The 23833-nt window shown below is 66.5% G+C and carries 12 protein-coding genes; 5 read left to right on the top strand and 7 right to left on the bottom strand.

What is annotated here, in order from left to right:
• Positions 1-187 precede the first annotated feature (187 nt).
• Positions 188-1537, bottom strand: coding sequence for an outer membrane protein assembly factor BamB family protein (locus D452_RS0104355; protein ID WP_239646320.1), 1350 nt, complete (start codon positions 1535-1537; stop codon positions 188-190).
• A 351-nt stretch (positions 1538-1888) separates the two neighbouring features.
• Between D452_RS0104355 and D452_RS0104350 the strand changes: the two genes are divergently transcribed.
• The 3 genes from D452_RS0104350 (at position 1889) to D452_RS29195 (ending at position 5433) form a co-directional block, all read left to right on the top strand.
• Positions 1889-2221, top strand: coding sequence for a hypothetical protein (locus D452_RS0104350; protein ID WP_026128967.1), 333 nt, complete (start codon positions 1889-1891; stop codon positions 2219-2221).
• Positions 2222-2278: 57 nt separating this feature from the next.
• Positions 2279-4888, top strand: coding sequence for a TPR repeat region-containing protein (locus tag D452_RS30185; protein ID WP_152498521.1), 2610 nt, complete (start codon positions 2279-2281; stop codon positions 4886-4888).
• 203 nt (positions 4889-5091) lie between these two features.
• Positions 5092-5433, top strand: a complete 342-nt coding sequence (locus D452_RS29195; protein ID WP_017542927.1) for a hypothetical protein — start codon at positions 5092-5094, stop codon at positions 5431-5433.
• Between the two features lie 1227 nt (positions 5434-6660).
• On the opposite strand, the gene eccCa is transcribed toward D452_RS29195, so the two are convergent.
• Positions 6661-10623 carry a type VII secretion protein EccCa gene (gene eccCa, locus D452_RS0104330; protein ID WP_394297082.1) on the bottom strand — a complete coding sequence of 1321 codons (3963 nt, stop codon included), beginning with the start codon at positions 10621-10623 and terminating at the stop codon, positions 6661-6663.
• Positions 10624-10836: 213 nt separating this feature from the next.
• On the opposite strand from eccCa, the gene eccD reads away from it, so the two are divergent.
• On the top strand, positions 10837-12177 hold the full coding sequence (eccD, locus tag D452_RS0104325) for a type VII secretion integral membrane protein EccD (RefSeq protein WP_017542924.1): 1341 nt from the start codon (positions 10837-10839) through the stop codon (positions 12175-12177).
• Between the two features lie 259 nt (positions 12178-12436).
• Here eccD and D452_RS0104320 read toward each other — a convergent pair whose 3' ends face one another.
• The 5 genes from D452_RS0104320 to D452_RS0104300 all read right to left on the bottom strand — a co-directional run bounded on the left by D452_RS0104320 (position 12437) and on the right by D452_RS0104300 (position 21423).
• Positions 12437-14479, bottom strand: coding sequence for a WD40 repeat domain-containing serine/threonine protein kinase (locus tag D452_RS0104320; RefSeq protein ID WP_026128965.1), 2043 nt, complete (start codon positions 14477-14479; stop codon positions 12437-12439).
• 80 nt (positions 14480-14559) lie between these two features.
• Positions 14560-16593, bottom strand: a complete 2034-nt coding sequence (locus tag D452_RS0104315) for a protein kinase family protein (protein ID WP_017542923.1) — start codon at positions 16591-16593, stop codon at positions 14560-14562.
• A 45-nt stretch (positions 16594-16638) separates the two neighbouring features.
• On the bottom strand, positions 16639-18696 hold the full coding sequence (locus D452_RS0104310; RefSeq protein WP_017542922.1) for a serine/threonine-protein kinase: 2058 nt from the start codon (positions 18694-18696) through the stop codon (positions 16639-16641).
• Positions 18697-18711: 15 nt separating this feature from the next.
• The gene (locus tag D452_RS0104305; protein WP_026128964.1) at positions 18712-20736 is read right to left on the bottom strand and encodes a WD40 repeat domain-containing serine/threonine protein kinase; all 2025 of its coding nucleotides are present in this window, start codon (positions 20734-20736) and stop codon (positions 18712-18714) included.
• Between the two features lie 315 nt (positions 20737-21051).
• Positions 21052-21423, bottom strand: coding sequence for a hypothetical protein (locus tag D452_RS0104300; protein ID WP_026128963.1), 372 nt, complete (start codon positions 21421-21423; stop codon positions 21052-21054).
• Positions 21424-21999: 576 nt separating this feature from the next.
• Here D452_RS0104300 and D452_RS0104295 point away from each other — a divergent pair.
• Positions 22000-23295: an MFS transporter gene (locus D452_RS0104295; RefSeq protein WP_040693094.1), complete on the top strand. Its 1296-nt coding sequence runs from the start codon at positions 22000-22002 to the stop codon at positions 23293-23295.
• The last annotated feature ends 538 nt before the right edge of the window (positions 23296-23833 follow it).

The raw sequence follows: 23833 nt of genomic DNA, 5'->3' as shown, positions 1-23833 counted from the left end.
GCTTCCGCTTTCTCCGTTGAGGGGGAGATGAGGTCAGGGTCGACTGGTGCGACGGCGATGAGGCAACGAGGGTTTCATACCAAAGGGAACAATCAGGTAACGAGACTCTTCGTTCACCCAGGTGGGACCCGGTACCGCAAGCAGCGCGGGGGCGCGGATCCCCGGCCGCACCCCCGCGCCGAGGCCGCTACGGAACCGCGCCCACAAGGCGGCGCGCGCCTCCCGGGACCTTCTCCTGGACCACCAGTGCGCCCGGGGCGACGGTCATGTCGGGCGGGCTGGGGAGCGAAGAGCGCTGAGCTTCGCTCCCGTCTTGAACGTAGTCGCGTTCGACCTGGACACCGAGGTCGATGACACGGGACTCGCCGGCCTCATCGATCACCAGGCGTGCCTCATCCCAGGCGGCTTCTTCGGGGTCCAAGGAAGTGTTGGTCTGGTTCACGTCGAGCCACACGATCGCGCCCTCAAGGGGCAGGACGAACACGCTTCCTATGCGTCTCGCGGAGCCAGGAGTACGGAACGTCGTATGGACGTCCCCTGAGAAGTCGGTGTATGAGTACTCGAACTCCTCATCATCCACCAGCCACTGCTCGGTCACTACGGAGTTCTCGAGAGCACCGATGACATCGACCTCCCGCTCTGAGAAGAATCCTTCCTCGGTCAGGCGTTCCCCGGAGGCAGGGTCGAGTATCCACTCGTCCACGCCGCGAGCCTCCGCGATCACCGCACCTGAAGTCAGCTGAACGCCCAGCCTGACGGGGTGGAGATCGATGGGAGCGTCCATGTCGAGTTCGTGGCGCCAGAGCTCCTCGCCTGAGTCGGCGTCCAGTCCCAGGAGAACAACCGTGTGCTCCTGCTCTTCCGAGATTTCGGGAAGAGAATCGATGTCCTCATCCATGAAGTTGCCCGAAAGGATGATCGTGTCGCCCGAGGCAACCACTCCCTTGGGGTGGAAGTCCCGTCCCGCCTGACCTTCTCCTTGGAGGTCGGTGAGGCTCCATGACTCGTCCCCGGTCTCCAGGTCGAGTGAATACACACCAGTCCTCTGGTCGTCCAACTTGCGATAGACGATTCGGGACGAGTCGGAGAGTAGACCCAGGTGCTCAGGCATGGGGGACAGCGTCGTGACGTTCGTAGGTAGGGCCGCCTCAGCGGTGAAGTCCTCAGTGTGAGAACCGAGTTCCTCGCCCGTGGCGGAGTCGAGGAGCACGACCTCGTTCGGTGCCACTGCGGCTTCGTCTTCCACGTCGACGGGGTAGGCGAGCGCTACGCGTTCTCCGCTCGTCGTGACGTTGGCGTCCGTCACCGCCTCGCCCACGCGGCGGTATCGCCAAAGTTCCTCTCCTGTGTCGCCCTGCAAGGCGACGACCCCGTCCGAGACGGTCACGACCACACCGAGGGGGAAGGGCCGCACGTCAACGATGTCGGTCTCCTCGGGGGCCTCCCAGTCCCACCCCACGGAGGTCAGGTTCTGTGGAACCTCCAGCGGTTCGGCGGATCCCTGGTACACCACATGGTCGATCTCGCTCTCCTGCAAGGCCCCGGGCATCAGGGAACATGACGAGAGCAGTGGCAGCAGCACCACCAGGGACCGGGTTCTGGTTCTCAGGATCCCTCCTCAAGGATCAAAGCGAGCAAGCGGTCAGCACATACCGGGGAGGGCTGCTCCTATGATCCCCGGCGTTGGAGGCGCGTCGAACAGTGGGCTGCTCGGTGCCGAGTCACTCGTGACCGAATGTGGCCACTTGAAAATGGCTTGACCAGCAACCCGACCGATCGCCTCAGGGCGTTGATGGACATAGTGATCCTACTCCCCGTAGTGCTAACGACACGTCTGTGGCGCTCGTAAATTCTCCTATTCTTAAGTGCGAATAGAAAGGTGATTAGTATGCCCAACGAGGCTGGAGGAAATCCCATTGAGGGGTATCAGGGTGGGGAGTTGGCGGGTGCTCTGGCCGAGTCAATGGCAGGACTGGCCGACATGTTCGATCTCATTATGGAAGACGCGGAGACCGTCGCGCAGAGAGACGAGGTCTCGTCAGCGCTAGCGACGTACAGGGATGAGTACCGTCAGGTCATCATTGACGCCCAAGAGCACGGGCTGCAGCTGGCTGAAAACATCCAAGCTGGCGCCAGGGAGATCGCGGAAAACGACTGGGAGTCCTCTAATGACTTTAAAACCCCTTGGGATCTTGGTGTTGATCTGCAGGTCAATTTCTGAGGATCAAATTGTTTGATCACTGAATCCATAATCACCCCTTGGCTGTAGAGAGTTTTCATGGCGAAATTCGATATCCATTTTCAGGCTCGAATCACAAACGCAAACCCGGATACGATTAGAACAAGAACGGAAGAACTAGACGCTTTGCAGGCGCGGCTCCTGGGGCGAGCCGACGACCTGGGATCAACGTTCTATGACACGGCCACGGAGTTCACGGAACTCATGGCCTGGGGTATCGGATCACAGACCAGAGAGGAACTTCAAGTTTGGCAGAACGCGGGCTCCGCAATCGCTTACGCCTCTTCCATGCTGGAGCTATGGGCGCAGTATGTGGAGGACTTCAAGGCCGAACGCGAATCCCAGACGTCAGAGTGGTTTGATTTCAGGGAGGCGAAAAAGGCGGAGATTCCGGACGAATACCAGGGTGAGACCATCACTGCATCCTATCCTGAACAAAAGGGGTTTGGGCTGGTAGGTCCGGAAAATAAATGTCGTTCGATCTACGGAGAACTCACGACGAAGCACGGGGAGCTCGAGGAGCGCGAACGAGCCAACTATCAAGAATTCGAAGACAATGCTGGAGATGTGGCGAAAATGTTGGGGCAAGGCCCCACGAAGGAGAACATTCAAGCCCTGATCGATTCGGGGATCAATTCCTGGGCCTTTTATAACATCGATCCGAGCAACTATACCATGATGGTCGATGGTCGGGAGCTTACGGAGGAGAATGCAGAAGAGCTGGCGGAGGACCTTGGGGAATACTGGTCGGGCGAAAAAGCCATCGATGAAAACTATCATGAACTCATGCTATTGCTCAGTATGATCACCACCAATGCACTGCAAGCGCAACAGGGCGGAACCGGATATCGGGACGAGGAGATGGACTTTCTCGAAGCCTTTTATGGGGCATTGGAGGAAGAAGGCCCGGGAGGTCGTGGAGTCATCGGTCTGCCGAATATTATGGAAGACGGTGATATGAGTGAGGAAGAGAGAGAGCATGCGCTTGGCGCAATTGGTGAAGGAATCCTGGCTCTGTCCGATCAGCGCCTAGGAGGTGGATATGACAACGTTCCTGAAAGTGTTCGCAATGCGATAGACATCCCCTTCGGTTATGGAGATGGCGGGTCTGGTGACCCATTGGCAAGCCAAGAAGTCGATGCACTGACAATGTCTGACTTGTCAGAACTCTTCGCCCATACTTCGAATGACTTCGAGGGTGGATACGGGCTCTCGACCAACCTCGCCCTATCTCTGGGGACTTTCACGGATCACTGGGGTAATGAGTCTGATCACTGGGTGTCCTCAGAGGAGTTGGCGGCACTGACCGATGTCGCTTCACGTAACAAGGACGCGAATTCCTTTGTGCTCACGGGTGAGCATGTGGGTGAAGCGAAGGAATCTGATATCGACTATCGGGAAGACTTCCGAACGACTGCGATCGAAGGATTGTTCACCTACGAGTGGCATGATGAGGGTGAAACTGTTCGTCAGATGACCGACTGGCTGGCCGAAGACTTGCACAGTGAGGACCCAGATGATCGGAGTCGTGCCCAGGAAGCGTTCCCAGGTTTCATGGAGACGATTACCGATCCCGACATGCATAAAGCTCTAACGAGGACGGGAACGAGTCTGGAGGAAGATGGCAACAATTACACCAATGCCTCCTTCTCTCAGTACAACATCGATCTAGCGAACAGTTTCGCGGATATTTTCGATGCGCACATATTCAGTTTCAGTTCCGGTGATGTTATCGACGAAAATGGAAATCCAACTACTGGCGTTGGAGAATACGATCCAGAGAGAGATTTCGTCGAACTTGGCTCTCAGGAGCGAGCTAATTTCATGCAGTATCTTGTTGGAAACGATGAGACTGCGGCGCATGTACTTGAATCTGTCGATCTGTATCAGCAAATCGAGCTGATCTCTTACATGGAAGGAGAGTCGGGCGGTGCAACCTCCGCGCGAGAGGCGGGAACCCTTCAGGGCATCCTGAATCAGTCTCTGACTATGGAGTCTGATGACCGTTACGATGACATCAAGGAGAGGATCGATCTTCACCAGAAGGTGCTCACCTTTGCGCTCTCTGAGACGGGCGACCAAACGCAGAAGATTCCGGTTATCGGAACGGCACTTTCGAAGGGCTTGGGGCTAACTTCAGATTCCCTGGTTAGTTCGTTGATCGATGGGGATGTCAATGTATCTCCCCGTCTACCTTCCTACACCAATAGCGAGGACCTCGAGCGAAATATTCAACTTGGCGTGCTCGATTACATGACAAGCAATCAAAATATTGAGAACCTAAACGAGGTTCACCGGTCTGCCGCTTTTGGCGGGCTAGTCGATGGGGGTGCCATCTCTGTTGAGAGAGATGGAGAAAGGCTTAGTGCGGAAGAGGTTTCTAGTGAAGATTTTGCTTTCGATTCGGATGTGACTGTCGTGGTGCAGACGGACAAGGAAAAATGGAACGAGGACTATCGGAATAATGACCCCCTGAATCAAATGGATGACAGCTTGAGAGATATTCTGAACGAGAACATTCCCTTTAATTTCGGGGACGGTGAGGAATATAGTTCGAGTACTGTGGTGGGCGAGTACAAGCGAGCCTTCGAGGAAAGGCAGGGACTGGTGGAGGATGCCTTTGATGCATCGGGGGCCAAGGGGAGTTGATTTTGGGTGTCATTGGTGGCAGAGTTTCGGTGGGGCATATTTTGATATCGTTCGCAAGATTGTTCTCATTGCTGGTCCTAGTTGTTCTCGTTCTTGTTTCTGGATGTTCGACTGAAAAAACTCCGGATCCGGAAGTCGAGGCCGATCCTCGGCTCGATAGTGAGTGGATCGGTCGACATGCTCGGGTTCGCGTACTAGAACGGATGTTCCTGGAAGAGGATCCTGTCGATGTATTTGAGCGTCTGTCTGAAGACGACCAGGAGTCCCTCATCACAGCGGGGATCGTCGTCCGGGCGGAGGGGGTCTACGAGGTGGAGGCCGACCCCGGACACTGGGACGACAGTGCCATTCGCCGGTCGGGGCAGGTGGACGGATCGCTCATGCTTCTGATGCGTCGCAATGACATCACATGGTGCGGTGATTCCTACAGGGCTGGTGAGCCCGTCATCGATTACGTCAACCGTGTCAACGGCGCCTTTGATTCACCGGAGGAGTACTACGAGAGTATGGATGATTTCGTCGACTGTGGTGATGGTGGAGTCTGAGCCCTCCAGTGTGATGATCGGTGCCGAGACTTCCCACCGAGGCGGTTCGGGTTCCGGTGAAATGGCTCGGTGATCACTCCTCGAGGCTCTCCAGGGCCTCACGCAGATTGATGGGTGCGAGGTCGGAGTAGCACGTCAATCCGTCGTGCGGGGTGAGGAGCCGTTCCTCCCCTGGTCGGACAGGAAGAGGTCGTTGCTCAGGCCACCCGGGGACACATCGATCGAGCAGGGGTCGAACGGTCTGGTACAGGACGTGGGAATTCACGATGTTTCTGGAGCCCATCACGAACACCTCCACGGGACGGGTCCTCGGAGGGGCTGCAGACGTACTCCTCCAAGGCGGGCGACTCCAGCCGTGGGGGAGCGCAGAGCCGCCGTGACGGACGTCCACGTTCCGAAGTCTCCGTTGACGGCGCGAACGACCAGGTCGTGGTCGATGCGTCGACCCAGCTCGTTGCCGATCAGCAGCAGTTCGGTGCGGTCTCGTTGGTGGCGGTGAACTCCAGCTCCCACTCGCCGCTGTCGCCGGAGAGCGCGGCCAGGTGGGCTTCGTCGGTGCCGTCGCAGACGATCGACAGGTGTGTGTTGTCGCCGTCTGCGGCCGGGCTGAAATCACTGACCGGAGACTCGGCGTCGGCGTACCAGGAGCGCGGATCGACCTCCCAGACTAGCCGCTCTCCCGACCCTGCCCCTGGACGGTTCCCCCGACAAGGACACAGGTGTTTGCGTATCCCAGGCCCACGGCGACGGAGGTGTCACGAGACAGGAAGTCGCCGTCTAGCTGCTCGCCGGTGTCGATGTCCAGGACGACCCCCTGCAGGGTTCCCGTCCCCTCCGGGCGGGCACCACCGCGTCGCACTGGGGTGTGACACCCACATCCGGCTCGGTGCCAGGAACCTGGTAGCTCCAGCGCCGGGTGCCATCGGGATGTTGGATCGCCGCGACTCCACCGGGGACCGAGGCCAGCGCATGGCCCTGGGTATGGAGCAGGTCGGTCGCCCGTAGTCCGGGGGTCCGCCAAGAGGTACTCGAGTTCAGAGGTCTGGTCCAGCGTGCCAGGAGTCTGGATTCCGAGTTCCCGTGGTGACACGTTCGATATCGGGGGACTCCGGGTGGGGCCACGACACGGGGACGGTCACAAGGAGGATGGGACCTGCGGCGCCCGCGGCGCCTGCGGCGATCGGGGCGGCGCAGTGGACCGTCCTTCCACGGCACCGCCCCGACCGGTTACGCGGGGGGTTCGCTCCAGCCGACCTGGACCAGGTCGGGGCGCTTGCCGCGCAGGGCCAGTTGCGCCCGGCCCTGCGGCAGCTGCTTGGAGGCCGCGCCGTTGGCCAGGCGCCCCTCCATGCGGTCACCGGAGAACAGCACACCCGGGGTGGCCATGTCGCTCAGCGACTGGAGCACCGGCTCGAACATGGCCCGCGCGGTACCGCCGGTACGGCGGGCGGCGATGATGTGCAGGCCCAGGTCCGCGCCCTGGGGGATGAACTTCGCCAGGGACGCCAGCGGGTTGCTGCGGGAGGCGAGCATGTCCATGTCGTCCACGATCACGTACAGGTCGAGCCCCTTCCACCAGCTGCGTTCCCGCAGCTGCTTGGGGGTCACGTCCGGACCCGGCAGGCGCTGCTGGAGCGAACCGGCGAGGTTGTCCGCGACGGCCTTGGTCTGCTCCGCCGTCGTGCAGTAGGCGAGCAGGTGATCCTCCGGCACCAGCTCCAGGTGGGACCGGCGGAAGTCGACCATCACGATGCCCAGTTCCTTCGCCGGGCGCTTCACGATCTGCTTGACCAGTCCACGGATGAGCGTCGACTTGCCGGTCTGTGGGTCCCCGAAGACCACCAGGTGCGGGTCCCGGTCCAGGTTCGTGACGGCCGGGGCCAACGAGCTCTCGGCCATGCCGAGCACGAGCTCACGGGACCTGGTGCGGCCCGTCTTGCGGCCCTTGAGCAGGTCCTCCAGCTCCACGCGGGCGGGCAGCGTCCGCACACCCTGGACCGCGTCCTGCGGCCAGCGTTCCCTGACTCGCTTGATGAGGTCCTGGATGCCGTCGGTCAGGTCCTCGTCGCCCGGGACCCCGTCCACACGGGGCAGGGCCACCTGGGCGTGGTACTCCTCAGAGGTGAGACCACGGCCCGGGGAGTCCTTCGGGATGTCCTCCGCGATCTTGCGCCCGATCCCCGAGTCCATGGGGTCGCTGAGGCGCAGCTCGAACCGTCCACCGAAGAGCGCCTGCAACCGTGACCGGACCTGGGACGACGCCGCGCCCGTCAGGATCGTGTGCACGCCCAGTGAGGGGCCTCGCGTCGCGATGTCCATCAGGAAGTCGTCGGCCGCGTCGAAGGAATCGCGGACCGCCGACCACCCGTCAATCATCAGGAACAGGTCGCCCACGACATTGGAGGGCACCTTGCCCTCGGCGCGGGCCTGGCGCAGCGCGGCCGGGGAGTCGAGCTTGTGTTTGCGGAAGACGCGCTGCCGACGGTCCAGGTGCCCGGAGACGTCCGTGAGGATGCGCTGCACCCTCTCCGGGTCGGACCTGCCCGCCACACCCGCCACGTGGGGGAGTTCGTCCATCGCCTGGAGCGCCCCGCCGCCGAAATCGATCGCGTAGACGGCCACGCGACCGGGAGGGTAGCGCCACGCCAGGCTCGTGATGATCGTCCGCAGCATGGTGGACTTGCCCGACTGCGGTCCGCCCAGCACGACGATGTTGCCCTCGCCGCCGGTGAAGTCGAGTTCCGCGGGGACCACGCGCTGTTCACGCGGGATATCGGTCAGACCGAAGACCGCCTTGGCCTCGGCGGGGTCGGGTTCGGTGCCCGCACCCTCGAGGTCGTCCCCCTCGCCGAGGTCGGTCAGAACGCTGTCGAAGGTCAGCATCTCCGGCATCGGAGGCAGCCAGACGGGGCGGACCGGGTCGGCCCCCGAGGCCACCAGCCGGTCGACGGTCACCTGGAGGGTGGTCCGTTTCTCCTGCTTGGGCTTGTCCTCCGACTTGGCCTTGATGGAGTCCACCAGGGACTCGACCAGAGACCCGGACCCGGTCACCTTGTTCAGCCCGTTGTAGGAGAGCAACGGCAGGACCGGGTCGTGCTCGGTCTTCTCCTCCTTGACCGGCGGCTCGTAGGGCTGGGAGACCATGGCGGCCTTGAACCGTTCGAAGACGGACGTGTCGACCTTCAGGTAACCCGAGCCCGGTTCCGGCGGGAGGTGGTAGGCGTCTCCGACACCGATCGCCTCACGGCTCTCCGCCTCGGAGAAGGTCCGAAGCCCGACCCGGTAGGACAGGTGGGACTCCAGGCCCTTGATCTTGCCCGACTCCAGGCGCTGGGTGGCGAGCAGCAGGTGCACGCCGATGGACCGGCCGATGCGGCCGATCGCCACGAACAGCTCCGCGAAGTCCGGGTGTGCGGTGAGCAGCTCGGAGAACTCGTCGATGATGATGAGCAGGTGCGGCAGCGGCTCCAGTGCGGGGTTGCTCTCCCGAGCCGCCTCGTAGGCGTGCAGGTTGGGCAGGTTGCCCGCGTTCTTGAGGATCTGCTGGCGGCGCAGCAGCTCACCGAAGGTGGCCTCCCGGAACCGGACCACCAGGCCGTCGTCGTCGGCGAGGTTGGTGATCAGCCCGGCGCTGTGCGGTAGGCGATCGGTGTCGGCGAAGGTCGCGCCACCCTTGAAGTCCACCAGCAGCAGGGCCAGGTTCTCCGGTGAGTGGTTGATGACCAGGGACGCCACCATGGTGCGTAGCATCTCCGACTTTCCGGAGCCCGTGGCACCGACGACCAGACCGTGCGGCCCCATGCCTCCGAACGCCGACTCCTTCAGGTCCAGCAGGACCGTGTTCCCTCCAGGGCCCACACCGATGGGTACACGCAGGTAGTCTCCGGTGCTCCTCTTGCGCCAGGTCCGGCGGGTGTCCAGTTCGGCGACGTCGGACACTCCGAGGATCTCGGGAAGCCCGACCGTCTCGTGCATGGCGTCGTCGCCGTCGGTCACCGCGATGCCAAAGGGGGCGAGCACACGGGCCAGGGTCGTCAGCCTGGCTATGTCGTACCGGTCGACCCTGCCCTCCAGGGGAACGTGCGTCGGGTCCTCGGCGGTCCTGGTGCCCTCGGTGTCCTCGCGGAGGTTGCCGTCAGCCTCGACTCGCAGGCGGAGTTCCACCGCTTCGGGCTCCTCGCGTCGATCCGACACGAGGGTGATGACGTGAATGCCGAGGTCGGCCAGGTTGGTGACGGGTGGTTCCGCGTGGAGACCGGACAGGGTGGACTGGTACTCACCGTCCAGAACGACCACGAGTCGTTGGGTCCCCGGGCCCGGGGGCTTGCCGCGGCGTCGTTGCAGGTCGACGGTGCGGCGCTCGATCTCGTCCGAGAGCAGTTCCGCGATCTGCACGGTGTTCCGCGCGACGAACCGGGCGGGCATCGGCCCGTCCATGGCGTCGTCGAAGGTGTTGTGGGGCAGCCACTTCAGCCACTCCCACTGCGCTCGGAGCTTCTGGTCCCGGACCACTCCGATACGTAGGTCGTGCGGGGAATGGAAGACCGACATCTGGGCGATCATCGCCCGCACGAGTCCGCGTCCGGCCGCACGGTCTCCGTTGATCGAGATCACGCCGTACTTGTGGAGGGGCACGACCAGCGGCATCTCGGGAACGTCACCGTAGAGCTCGATGAGCTGGTCAGCGGCGCCCTGGCAGACGGGATCGTAGACGATCAGGGGCGAGGAGGTGTCCACCTTCAGCTTGAGCCGCCGGGCGAGCGGGCGGACCCCCGACCCGACGCGCACGTCGAGGAAGTCGGGGTCGGACGCTCTGCGTTCCCATCTCCGTGCCCGGGACCGCGCCGGTTCCGTGAGAAGGTCGGGTGTCGGGTGACGGAAGGCGTTGTCGGAACGCTGGGTGGCGGCGACGTCCCGTACGATCTCGCGCAGCTGGTCGAGGTAGTCGACGTAGCGTTCCCGCTGTTCCCGAATACGTTTACGAGGGCCGTTGTGCTGGGCGACGAACATGATGATTCCGACGATCACGCTCGCGATCATGATCATCACGCCCGCCACCATCATCAACGGGCGATGGCCCATGGTGATGGACATCAGGAGGGAGCCGGAACCGGTGATGATGGGCATGATGATCATCGCGCCCGAGCTGCCGGCCGGGGCGTTCTCCGGCATCTGTGGCGGAGTCGCGATGACCAGGGGAGAGTTCCCGGGAGCCGGCGGGGTGTTGCGAGCGGGCCGGGGAACAGGTCTCGTCGCCACGGGGGTCCCTTCTCCGTCCACCTGTGAGGTCTCTGGGTGACTACGCTATAGATGATCTCGTGAACAACGCGAATCACCTAATTCGCGTCTGGCACAGCCCTTAGCCATGGAAAAAAGCACACACTTTGACAAAGAGGGTCTCAGGTGAGCGGATACTGCAGGGTCACGATCACCGGACCCCAGAACTGGGCCGATCTGGCACTACCGGGGAGCGTGCCCGTCGCCACGCTCATGCCGCGCATCATCGAGGTGTGCGCGCCCGAGGACGAGCCTTCCGATCCCGCCTCCTGGTCCCTCACCACGGTTGACGGAAACCCGGTGCACCCCGGCGAACCGCTGGAGGGCGCGGGTGTGTACGACGGGGACGTGCTGCTCCTCGACCGCGTGGTGGCTCCGAGCCGCCCGGCGCACGTCGACGACGTACGCGGGGCCGTCGAGGACAGCGTGGACGAGACCGCGTGGATCTGGAACTCGACGACCACGTTGTCGTTCGGTCTGCTCGTGGGCGGCATCGGCCCGCTGTTGATGCTGTTCCTCATGATGTGGCTGCGCCCCTCGGCGGGCTATCTGGGGGTGGCGGCCTTCGGCACGCTCCTCACCATCGGGACGATGCTGCTGGCCGCTCGCCGTCCGCTGCCGGTCGTCGCCAGCGTCCTCTTCGCGACGACCTGCGTGTGGGGAGCCGCCACGGCGGTCCTCACCGCGCAGCTCGTGGTCAACGCGGCACCCCTCACCATGGCCGGGATCGCGCTGTCCGGCGGGCTGCTCGTGGCGTTGATCGGCTGGTCACTGCACGAGACCGGACTCTCCTACATCGCGGGGCTCACGGTGGTGGTCCTCGCCGCCGGTGTGCTGGTGCTGGTCGGGATCTTCGTGGACCCGACGCAGGGGGTACGTGCGATGGGCATCGCCCTGACCCTGTGTGTGGGCGCCCTGCCGCGTGTGGCGATGGTGATGGGCGGCCTCTCCGGGCTCGACTACGAGGTCGGGCGGTCGGGCCAGGTGGCCACGGAACGCTTCGAGGAGACCTTCACCAACAGCGACCGCCTGTTGCTGGGGATCGTCATGGGCACCGCCGTCGCGGGTGGCGCCGTCACGGTTCTGCTCGCCTACTTCGGTTCGAGCATCCCGGACCTGGCGCTGTGCGCTCTCCTCGGTGTGCTGCTGGTGATGCGCTCCCGCCTGTTCGACCGCATCCGGCACGTGCTGCCGCTGCGACTGGCCGGAGTCGTCGGCCTGGGCGCGGCGGGGGTCGCGGTGGTCACGCAGTATCCGGTGTTCGGCCCCTGGCTGCCGGTGGCTGTGCTCCTCGGGGGCATCCTCCTCAGCGTCCTGAGTTGGGTGAAGCTGAACGACGTCCCCAGGGCCTCGCTCAGGAGGGTCCTCAACTGGACCGAGATCCTCGTCATCATGGCGATGTGCGTGATGTTCGCCTGGGGAATGGGCCTGTTCGAGTTCGTGGCCGGGATGACCGGAGCCAACTGATTCGGACCTGGCACGCCGGGTTCGAAGCACGCACCGAACGCGGCACGAAGACATGAACGGTGCTCGGATGCCGGGGGCCGGCATGCGTCGGGTACCTGTAGTTCTGGGAATCGGATCGGCTCCTGTGTTGACCTCCTGTACCGCCGGTACCTCGAAGGATCGCGGGGTACCCCCTGAGGTGTTCGCGGAACGAGGATTGCCTGTCGCCGAGGAGCTCTTCGCTTCGGTCCAGTGACTCCGGCTCCTGCCGGGGGCGGTGCTACTCCGGGTACTCGTGCAGGACCTCGAAGGTCTCGGCGTCCACAATCAGGAGGCGCATCCGCTCGGAGGCCGGGGTGATGGTCGCGATGACCGTCCCCTCCGGGTGGAAGTCGAGCAGGGAGTAGAGCGGCACCCCGTCCTCGGTCAGCAGGTCTCCGGTGGCGGTGTCCCACACCCGGCCTCCCCTGACCGCGGCGCCGTCGTCGCCGCTGGCGACCAACCGGGTCCCGTCCGGGGAGAAGTGGAGCTCGAACAGCGGGTGGCCGTTGGTCGGGGGAACCTCCAGGGGTGTGGTCTCACCGGTGGCGAGGTCGTAGAGGGCGGTGTCCTCGGGGCTGGTGGTGATGGCGAGCAAGGAGGGGTCCGTGGGGTGGAAGGCCAGGTGCTTCAGGTGGTGTCCCGTGTCGTCGCTGGGCATGGCGGGGAAGTCCTCGTTGGGCAACTCCAGGACGGGCTCCCGCGAGGCCAGGTCCCACACGGCCGACACCCCCGTGCCCGAGTAGTCGCTGACGACAAGCTGTGAGGCGTCCGCGTTGAAGTGCAGGTCACGGGCGTAGGAGTCCGTCTCGATCTCGAACTCGACCTCCTCGGACTCCAGGTTCCACACCTGGACGAGGGGCTGGTCCCCGTCGTCGTCGGCCGCGCTGTCGCTCGAGGCGTTGACCGCGACCGCCAGGCGGGTGCCGTCGGGGCTGGAAACCGTCCGGCCCCAGTCCAGGAGACCGGGATCCTCCAGGTAGCGCGGCTCCTCCTCACCGGGATCCCAGAGCAGGACGGCATCGGCGAACGAGCCGACGACGGTGCCGTCGGCGCCGACCGTCAGGTGGCTGGGGCGCTGCTCGAAACGGCGGAGTTCCTCGCCGGTCCGCCAGTCGATCTCGACCAGGTGGTCCTGGCCGGAGACGTGGAGGCTTTCGCCGTCGGGGGCGAAGCCGATCCCCAGGAGACGGGAACCGAGGACATCGGACGGCACCGGCTCCTCCCCGGGGTCCGGTACCCCCGCGACGTCGTCGTCGGACCGGGCGGTCAGGAGACCAATGGTCCCGGCCGCCACGACGACGGCCAGAGTCGCGGCCCCGGCGATGAGGGCGGTGCGGGCACGGCCGCCGGGTGGCTGGCCGTCCGCGGGCGGGCCGGTGGGGGCGGTCTCGGGGACGGCCGCCTGGTGGGTCCGCGCCAGGTGGGCGTTGAGCGAGTGGTTGACCCGGGCGGGGAGCCAGCCGTGTTCCGCGGAGGGCAGGGGACCGTGCGAGAGGACCCGGAGGAGCTCGTCGGCGCTGGGGCGTCCGTCCGGGGCCTTGGCGAAGCAGCGGGCGAGGAGCGGTCGCAGGGGCTCCGGGACGGCGTCGAGGTCGGGTTCGCCGCCCACGACCCGGGACAGGAGTTCGGCCGTCTTCCCGGTACCGAAGGGTGGTCGGCCGCTGGCGGCGAAGACCACCACACCGGCCAGAGAGAACACGTCGCTGGAGGGCCCGACCCCCTTGCCCGTGATCTGCTCCGGGGAGGTGTAGGACGGGGTCCCGAAGCTCTGGCCGGTCCGGGTGAGGACGGTGCCCTCCACGGCGCGGGCGATGCCGAAGTCGATCACCTGGGGTCCGCGCGGTGAGAGCAGGACGTTGCTCGGCTTGAGGTCGCGGTGCATGAGCCCGGCGGAGTGGATCGTCTGAAGGGCGTTGGCCAGGCCCAGTGCGAGGACCCGGAGGGAGGGTTCGGGGAAGGGCCCGTTCTCCCGGACGGCCTCCTTGAGGGTGGGGCCGGGGACGTACTCGGTGGCCATCCACGGCACGGTGGCTTCGGCGTCGGCACTGAGTACGGCCGGGGTGAACGGGCCCCGCACCCGTTGCGCGGTGCGGACCTCGCGGGCGAACCGGGCGCGGAACTCCTGGTCCCTCGCCAGGTCCTCCTTGACCACCTTGACCGCGGCCAGCCCTCCCTCGGGAGTACGGGCGAGGTAGACCTCCCCCATGCCGCCCTCGCCGAGCCTGGACAGCACCTGGTGGGGGCCGATGCGGGAGGGGTCGGTGGAGGTCAGGGGAAGCACGGGTCAGCTCCTGGGGCACGGGTTGGGGTACCAGTCTGCCCGGGTTGGTGGGCCTTCCTCCTCCTGGCCCAGGAACCCGGTCACGTCAGCTCCCTGACCACCTCGAACGTGTCGGGGTCGATCAGGACCAGCCGGGATTCGAGGGTGTTGGCCGCGATGACCGTGCCCTCCGGGTGCGGGACGACGGACCGGTAGGCCCCGAGGTTCCCGTCCTCTGCGGCGAGGTCCTCACCACTGTCCATGCCCCACACGTTCGTGTGGAGCCGCCAGGCCCCAGGTTCGGTGGTGACCCGCCAGGTCGCGTACACCCGGCGGTGCGCGGCGTCGACCTGGAGCCGGGTGAGCAGGGGGTCGTCGTCCGTCTCGAACTCCTCCCGGGTGAACGAGGCGACCTCCGACCCGGTGGTGTAGTCGGTGATGACGACCCGGTCGTCGTCGAGGTAGCCGACCTGTGTCCTCCCGGGTACCGCGGCGAGACGGTTGTCGGAGCCCCCCACGACCACGTGGACCTCCTCGCCCGTCTCGGCGTCCCAGACGCTGATTTCGCCGTTGCTGTTGGTGGCCACGTGGTCCTCGTCCACGAACACGGTGTCGTAGTGCAGGCCGGGGGCCATGGACGCGCCCGCCCCACCGGTGGCCGTGTCGATCACCACGGTGCTGTCCTCCTGATTGGTCGAACTCAGCGTCACCGCGAGACGACCGCCCTCCGGGGAGAAGGCCACGGCCTCCACGTCGCGGGGCTTGAGCAGCCAACGTCCGTTCTCGTCCGGTCCCTCCTGGGGCCCCAGATGCTCGGTGCTGGTCCCGCTGGCCAGGTCGTGGGTGGCCCCGACGCGCACCGGGTGCTCGCGGCCCTCGTACTCGACGAGCTGGGCGGAGGACACGGTACAGCCGACCGGTGAGAACTGTGGGCTGACGAGGGGGGTGGCGTTCTCGGTCGGCACTGCTACCAGCTCGCCCGAGTCCCAGTCCCAGACCGAGAGCCCGGCCGGGGAGGTCGCGGCGAGCACGTCCCCGTCGGCGGAGAAGGCGAAGTCCCAGAAGTTGGTGTCCTCGGGCAGGGGCCCGTCCGGGGCCGGGTAACCGGAACCGTCCAGACACCCGGCGTCGGTGATCAGCCCCGCCCCGGTCGCGGTGTCGGCGCCCGGCCCGCCCTCCTCCTGGCCGCCGCCGACGCGGTGGCGTGCGTACGTCGCCCCCGTACCGGCCAGCACCACCAAGGCCAGGACACCCGCGCCCACTGCGAGCAGGCGACCCCGCTTCCCTGTGGAGGGGACGTCCGCGCACGCGTTCTCGGGTGAGGTCGCGCCACCGCGCACCACCGCACCCTGGGCGTCGGCGACCGAGTCGATCGCCGCGCGCACCCGGGTCGACCACGGGGTGGGTTCGGCCGGTCCGCCCAGCATCCGTACGAGGTCGTGGGCGCTGGGGCGCAGCCTGGGGTCCCGCTTGAGGCAGGCGTCGATCAGTCCGCGCAGTTGCAGGGGCACGCAGGCCAACCCGTCCGGGCCCACCACTCCGCTGGCCGCGAAGCACAGGATGGACGCCCAGGAGAAGACGTCCGTGGCCGTGGTGGCCCCTCCCTCGGGCGCGGCGAAGGCTGGGTGGGGCGCGCGGTGTTCTGTGTCGCTGATCGCCCACTCCAGGCCCGGATCGGCGAGCAGCGCGGTGTCGGTCGACACCAGCACGCTGTCCGGCCACAGGGAGCCGTGTGTGTGGTTCGAGGAGTGCAGGGCGTCCAACCCCTGTGCGAGGGCCAGGGCGAGCGGGTGCAGAGCCTCCACGGGGAGCGGGCCGTTCGCGCGCACCAGTTCGGCGAGGCTGGGTCCAAGGGGTCGGGCGATCGCTACCCAGGGCACCGCGCCACTCAGGTCCGCGTCCCGGATACCGCACACGTGCGGGCCGCCCACCCCCCGCGCGGCCTCCACCTGATGGGAGAACGAGGAGCGGAAGGCCGGGTCGGTGGCGTACTCCGGCCGGACCACCTTCACCGCGACCGGGCCCCCCGCGGGCGCGGAGCCCAGGTACACACGAGCGTACGCGTCCTCGCCCAGGCGGGCGTGCAGGCGGTGGGGGCCGACGAGGGGCGGATCGTGGGGGTGGAGACGGAACATGGGGCTTTCCGGTTAGGAGCGGGGGTTCGGTGCGGAGGGGAGGGCCTAGAAGCGTTCGACGATGCGCATCTCCCGGGCGTCCACGACCCACATCCCGTTGCCCGAGGCGGGGAGGCCGACCATGACGTCCCCCGAAGGGTGCACGCTGATCTCCCACAGGAAGCCCTCGTCGGACTCAGCTGTCAGCTCCTCGCCGGTGGAGTACTCCCAGACCTTCATGATCCCTCCGGTGGGGTCGAAGTCGCTCGGGAGGAAGGTGGCGTACACGCGGTCGGCCGCCACGCTGTACTTGAGGTCGTACAGCGTGAGGTCATCGTCCAGGTTCTCCGTGACGAAGGAGGTGCCCTCCTGAGAGTCGGACACGACGTTCTGGGCGTGAGCGCCGTTCGTCTCGGGATGAATCAGGGTCTCCTCGTCCACGAAGCTTAGAGCCGAGGGGCTGGTGGTCGGGATCTCCTCACCCGAGGCGACGCTCTCGCCGGTCTCGGTGTTCCAGACCCTCGTGTGTTCGAGGATGCCCTGCGCGGCGATGTGCCCGCCGTCCGGTGAGACGGCGACCGACACCACGGTGCTGCCGCCGTCGGAGTAGGTGGCGACCAGCTCGCCGGTGTCCAGGTCGTACACCATCACGCCGGACTCCACCTGGTGGTCCTTGTTGCCGACCACCAACTGCTCGTTGTCCGGGGTGAAGGCGACCGCGCCCACCTCGTAGCCCTCGGAGAGGATCGTCACCTCACCGCTTTCCAACGAGTAGACGTACGCGCCGTCATCGGAGGCGTAGGCGAGCATGCAGTCGTCGGGGCTGAACTCCGGGTGGCCCTGCATGGGAGCGATCTCGGTCTCTATGAGGGCCAGCTCCTCCTGCGCCTGCCAGTCCCACAGGGCCACGCCGCCGGTCCCCGCGACCGCGAGCACCTCACCGTCGTTGGAGAACCCGGTGAAGAAGATACCCCCGTCGGGGTTGGGCGCGGTCATCTCCTCCTCAGCGGCCTCGGTGTACGCCGCGGCCAGGTGCTCGGAGGGCGCGCACACTACCCGCTCCGGGACCCCCGAATCCTCTTTGGACGCGCTGCCCGCCCCGGAACCGATCAGCCCGGCGTCCCCCGCCGCCAGCACGCCCAACCCCGTGACCATGGTCAGGGTCACTGAGGCCGCGCCGACGATCAGCACGCCACGTCCGAACGTCCCTTTCCCGTCGCCCACTCCCGCCGAACGGACCGCGTTCCCGTACTCGAGCGCGGTGGCCTCGAGGCGCGCGGCGGCGGCCGGGGGCAGCCAGGCGGAGGCGGGACCGGCCGGGGCGGTGGGCCCGCCGAGGGCCTGGAGCACCTGCGCCGCGTTGGGCCTGCGTGTGGGGTCCTTCTCCAGACAGGCCGTGACGATCCCGCGCAGCGAGGCGGGGACGCCGTCGAGCTCGGGCTCCAAGTTTCTGATCCGGTAGAGCACCGCCGAGGGGTGGCCGTCGCCGAAAGGGCCCCGGCCGGTGAGGGCGTGGACCAGTACCCCGCCGAGCGCGAAGACGTCGGCGGGCGCACCGCTGTCCCGACCCTCGGCCGTCTCCGGGGCCATGTAGCCGGGGGTGCCGACGATCCGTTCCTCGTCGGTCCCCTGGGCCTCCTCCAGCGCACGGGCGATGCCGAAGTCGATCACCTGGGGCCCGGCGGCGGAGACCATGACGTTGCCGGGCTTGAGGTCGCGGTGGACCAGACCCGTGGCATGCAGGCGTTCGAGGGCCTGGGCGATGCCGCGTCCCATGAACCGGACCGACTGCTCGGGCAGGGGGCCGGTGTCCTGGATGAGTCCCTGGAGTGAGGGACCCATGACGTACTCGGTGGCCAGCCACGGGGTCTGGCCCGAGGTGTCGGCGGCGAGGACCCGGGGTGTGTAGTTGCCGTGCACGCGCCGGGCGAGTTCGAGCTCGCGGGCGAACCGCTCCCGGAAACCGGGGTCGTAGGCGTACTCGGCCCGGACGACCTTCACCGCCGCGGGCGAACCCGAGGGGTCCAGCCCGAGGTAGACACGTCCCATACCGCCGGAACCGAGCACGGCGACGACACGGTAGTGGCCGACCCGGGTGGGGTCGTTGGGGGCGGGTTGCTGCATGGTGCCTTCCGGGGCTCAGCTCACCTCGGCGACGACGTCGAAGTCGGCGTCCAGGATGAGGACGCTTTTTTCGTCGTCGTAGGGGTAGGTGGCGGCGGCGATGTGCTCTCCGTCGGGGTGGATCCCGATGGGAGTCTGGAGGGTCAGGGGGCGGTCGACCAGGTCGCCGCTGCGCGCGTCCCAGACGAACCCCGGTTCGGAGCTGTACTGCGTCGTGGCGCCGTAGACAAGGGAGCCGTCGACGGACATTCGGGCCTCGACCAGCACGTCGAGATTGAGTTCGGGCACCTCCAGCTCCCGGACCTCTCCGGTGGGGATGTCCGCGATACGGACCCGGTTGTGGTCGGTGACCATGGCCATGGTCCGGCCGTCACTCGCCAAAGAGACCTGCGAGTAGCTGGCGTCGTCGAAGCGCTGGAGCTCCTCGCCGGTCTCGGGGTCCCAGACGAACACCCCGATATTGGTGGTGTAGCTCCGGTTGGTGACCACGCCGATCAGAGCGGAGTCGTCCGGAGTGTAGAAGAGGTCCGAGAGCAGCCCCTCAACGGGGAAATCACTCAGGACCTCGCTGGTCTGGACGTCCCACACCTGGATGTGCGGATCGCCCTCCAGCGTGCCGTCGGCGGAGCTGAGCGTGGCCACCCTGCTGCCGTCGGAGGTGAGCGCGGGCATGTCGAAGTGGCCGCGCTCCTCCTCCGGGTCGTTGCCGAGAACGGCGACCCGGTTGTCGCTGCCGCCGTCCCAGACCTCGACGTAGTGGGTGGTGGAGCCCGCAGCGAAGCCGTTCGGGGTGATCATGGCGCCGGTCGGTGTGGGGACGTAGCGGTCCACGGCCTCCCCGTCCCGCCAGTTCCAGGTGGACAGCGTATTGGAACCGAAGACGTGGATCCGTTCGCCGTCCTCGGAGAAGTCGATCTTGTAGAGGAACCCCGCGAAGGGGGGATCGCCCGGCTCGTCCTCACCCTCCCGCCCCACGCCGTTCCCCTCGCCTTCGGGCCCGGTACCGGCGGTGTTGTCGGAGGTCGGGAGGGCGTTCAGGGCCAGCGCACCGCCCCCGAGCAGGACCAGGGACGCGGCGGCCGCTCCCACGACCAGGGCGGTCCGGCGACGCTTCCTCCCGCGCTCGGGGGGTGACGGTGGGCGCTCGGCCTCCTCCGCCCGCTGGGTCTCACTCGCCCTGGCGGTGATCTGCTGGTTGACCGGGGAGGGCAGCCATCCGTGTTCGGCGGACGGCAGGGGGAGGGCGGAGATCTCCCGTTGGACGGTGTCGGCGTCCGGGCGCTCGGCCGGGTCCTTGGCGAAGCAGCGGGCGAGCAGGTCCCGCAGCGGTCCCTCGGGTACGGCCTCCAGGTGGGGCTCTCCCCTCATGACCCGGTTGAGGGTGTTGACCGGGCTGCCCTCACCGAACGGCGGCCTGCCGCTGGCCGCGAACAGCACCGCGCCCGCCATGGAGAACACATCCGCGTGCGGGGTCACGTTCTGCCCGGTGACCTGCTCCGGCGAGGTGTAGGACGGTGTGCCGAAGGTCTGCCCGGTGCGGGTGAGGACGGTGCCCTCGACGGCGCGGGCGATGCCGAAGTCGATCACCTGCGGGCCGCGCGGCGAGAGCAGGATATTGCTGGGCTTGAGGTCGCGGTGCATGAGGCCCGCAGCGTGGATGGTGGACAGCGCGCGGGCCAGACCGAGGGCCAGGACCCGCAGTGAGTCCTCCGGGAAGGGGCCGTTCTCCCGGACCGCCTCCTTGAGAGTGGGGCCCGGAACGTACTCGGTGGCCATCCACGGAGCGGGGGCCTCGGGGTCGGCGTCCACCACCGCCGGGGTGAAGGGGCCGCGCACGCGCTGCGCGGTACGCACCTCGCGGGCGAACCGGGCACGGAACTGGGTGTCGTGGGCCAGGTCCTCCTTGACCACCTTCAGGGCACACAGGTGACCGTCGGGGGTGCGGGCCAGGTACACCCTGCCCATCCCACCGGCGCCGAGACGGGCGAGGAGCCTGTGAGGGCCGATGGCGTTCGGGTCGTCTGGGGCGAGGGGCTGCACGGCGGCGGGGATCCTAACTGCGTGCGACTGCCGTGCTGGAGCCAGTGTTACGGCAGGTTCGGAGGGAGACCGAGGGGGTCGGTGTACCTCGCCAATGTAGCCGGTTCACGACAAACCACCCAGGCGTGTGTCCTGATCCGGTCTGGTGCACGGTGAACCGCTGTGGCAGTGGGACGCGTTAGGAGCGGTGTGGGCGACGAAGACAGGACAGCGGAGCGGGCACACGTGTGCACGCTCCCGTCGTCGGGACGGGTCGCGGGAGAGAGCGCGGTCGTCAGGCGCGTGGAAGGACGAGGGGCGCTGCTGAGGGCGCTGCTAGGCGGCGACCGGCTGGCGGTGCGTGTAGTAGTGCGCGGGCTCCGGGACCTGTGCGAACGGGTTCAGGAGAGCGGCGGCACCGGCGGGGTCGCTCGCGGGGTGCGAGATCGTGCCGCCCTGGAAGAGGTCGTTCCAGAAGAAGCGGCCGTCACGACACCAGACGTTGACGTCGCGCATCACGGAGGCGACGGCCATCTCGGAGGTGCCGGACCAGTAGAGCGGGCGGGAGGCGACCGAGGCAAGCTCGCCCAGCAGCGCCATGATCGCGCGCTCGGCGCAGAACGCGTGGCGGGGCTTGTGCTTGATTCGTCTGGCGAGGGCCGACTTCGCCCGGGAGGCCCGGGGATTGTTCAGGCGCCAGTGACTCAAGGTCGTCTCCAGTGTGTGTCGGGATACCGCGGGTGTGCTGACCGTGTGTGCTTATGGCGGCCACGTCGCCGCGGCGTGAGTTCCGTTCACCGTGCCGTTGTCCGGTGTTGGTGACATCCCTCCGCGAAGTTGGCGAGGTCCGAACGGTGTCGTTACCTCGTAGTTATTCTTCGCGCTCCGGATGCTAGCAGTAACTGACCCCTCGTAGTCGAGGCTTCCCAGAGTGATGCACATCACAGTTAACAACTGAGTATGGACCTGTTTAAAGCAGAAGCATGCAGTTCAGATAGGGTTTTTCGGACAGATGTGCCCGTGGTGATTTTGCCTCGAAGGGGCCGTAGTCCCGTCCTGGTTGTCGTGGGTCTCACCCACTTTGGGAACTCTTGGCGCACTCGGTGTCACTCAGGGTGATTGTGAGTGCGTTGCCGGGTCTTTGCCGTTCCTTGCCGGGTTCGGCATCTCCAGCGGTCAGGGCTGTTCCCGTCCGTGTTGCGTGCCTGGTCACCCCCGTGTAGTGAGCGTTCAACGGCCTGGAGGACACTGGAAGGCGGTGCAAACAAGAGGAGAAGCGGCGAAGTGACACAGACCCACACATCCGGTGACAGGGCATTCGTAACGGGACGAGTTTCCAAGGAGCCGGTGGGTGGCGCCCGGGCCTGGCTGGTATGGGGAGTGGCGGTCGCCGCCTACTTCCTCGCCATGCTGCACCGCAACGGTCTGGGTGTGGCCGCCCTGGAGGCGCAGAGCAGATTCGACGTCGGCCCGGCGCTCCTCTCCCTCCTGCCGATGCTCCAGCTCTTCGTGTACGTCCTCCTCCAGGTGCCCGCCGGACTCCTCGCTGACCGACTCGGCCCCCGCTACACCCTGGGCATGGGCATGATCGCGATGGCCCTCGGCTCCTGCCTCTTCGCACTGGCCCCGGGGATCGAACTGGCCGTGGCCGGACGCTTCCTCATCGGTCTCGGCGACGCACTCGTGTTCCTCAACGTCATCCGGCTCGCCGCACTCTGGTTCCCGCGCTCGCGCTACGCACTGGTCAGTGGCCTGACCGGCGTGGTCGGCGGTACCGGCCAGGTGGCCAGCGCGGCTCCCCTCGCCTGGGCGCTCGACGGCTTCGGCTGGGAGGCGGCCTTCCTCGCCACCACCGGGTTCACGGTTCTCATGGCCTTGATGGTCCTCCTGGTGGTGCGGGACCGCCCTGTCGGGGCCGCCGGACACTCAACGGTCGCTGACCCCATCTCCCTGTGGGGCGCGCTCAAGGAGGCGCTGAAGGCGGAGGGCCCCCGGATCGGGATGGCCCACCACGCGGCCGTCATGGCGCCGTTCACGATGATGATGGTGCTGTGGGGCTACCCCTACCTCGTGGGAGGCCTGGGACTGTCCGAGGGCACCGCGGCCCTCACCCTCACAGGCCTGGCCGGTGGAGCTCTCTGGCTGGCCCCGGTCGCGGGTGTCCTCGTCGGCCGCTGGCCGGGGGTGCGGGTGTACTTCGCCCTCATTCTGAGCGGCGTCCTGACCCTGGGCTGGCTGCTCCTGGTGGCCTGGCCCGGCGGAGCCCCCGTGGTCGTGGGTGTGGCGGTACTGGCCGTCAGCGCCCTCGGACAGACCATGGCACCGACGGTCTCCTTCGACTTCGCCCGCGACGGCATTCCGGCCAGCCGGACCGGTGTCGCCTCCGGTCTGGTCAACATGAGCGGCTTCACCACCGCCGTGATCTGCACAGTGGCGGCCGGAGCCATCCTCCAGGCCCTGCCGGAGGATCCGACCTCCTACCAGTGGGCCTTCACCCCGATGGCCGTCGCCACCTTCCTCTCCACCTGTGTGCTGGCCGTCTTCATCCGTCGCCGAGTCCGCGCAGCCGCCGCCCAGTAAGAGGAGAACCCCGCGTGGCGCGGGGAGCAGGGCCGCATGAACCGGCTGAGGGCCGCCGCCACGGGTCCATCCCCGCGTGCGCGGGGAGCAGGGTGTACCGGTACGCGCGTAGACCGGTGTGCCGGGGTCCATCCCCGCGTGCGCGGGGAGCAGATCCGAATCCGATTTCAGTCATGCCCTCGATAAGGTCCATCCCCGCGTGCGCGGGGAGCAGACTCTTTCACCTGGGAACTTACCGGTGGCAAGCGCTCGTTTTTCCAACTTGTCGAGAAACAGACAAAACCGACATCCACCTTCGTTATTGCTGTCACGGGTGAGCCTACGGCCACAGCGCTGTGTTTCTCCATGCCGGCGCTGACCGGGATTCGTGTCGCGGCCGGTCACGCTTTCCGACGCAACAGCGGCAGCGAAGGAGAGTGCGGGACCAGGGCTGGTGTTCATCGTTTCGCGTGTCGTGGTGGTGGGGGTGGTGGACGGAAAAGCGGCAGCGAAGGAAGGCGCGCCCCCGGGCCTGTGGTGAGCGGGTCGCGTGTCGCGG

The organism is Nocardiopsis prasina DSM 43845 (assembly GCF_000341265.1).
GTDB lineage: Bacteria > Actinomycetota > Actinomycetes > Streptosporangiales > Streptosporangiaceae > Nocardiopsis > Nocardiopsis prasina.
This window is presented reverse-complemented; position numbering and strand designations above follow the sequence as displayed.

What these genes read in the sequence shown, in the direction of transcription:
- D452_RS0104310 (WP_017542922.1), bottom strand. Translation starts at nt 18,696, where the DNA reads ATGCAGCAACCCGCCCCCAACGACCCCACCCGGGTCGGCCACTACCGT.
- D452_RS29195 (WP_017542927.1), top strand. Translation starts at nt 5,092, where the DNA reads ATGTTCCTGGAAGAGGATCCTGTCGATGTATTTGAGCGTCTGTCTGAA.
- D452_RS0104350 (WP_026128967.1), top strand. Translation starts at nt 1,889, where the DNA reads ATGCCCAACGAGGCTGGAGGAAATCCCATTGAGGGGTATCAGGGTGGG.
- D452_RS30185 (WP_152498521.1), top strand. Translation starts at nt 2,279, where the DNA reads ATGGCGAAATTCGATATCCATTTTCAGGCTCGAATCACAAACGCAAAC.
- D452_RS0104315 (WP_017542923.1), bottom strand. Translation starts at nt 16,593, where the DNA reads ATGTTCCGTCTCCACCCCCACGATCCGCCCCTCGTCGGCCCCCACCGC.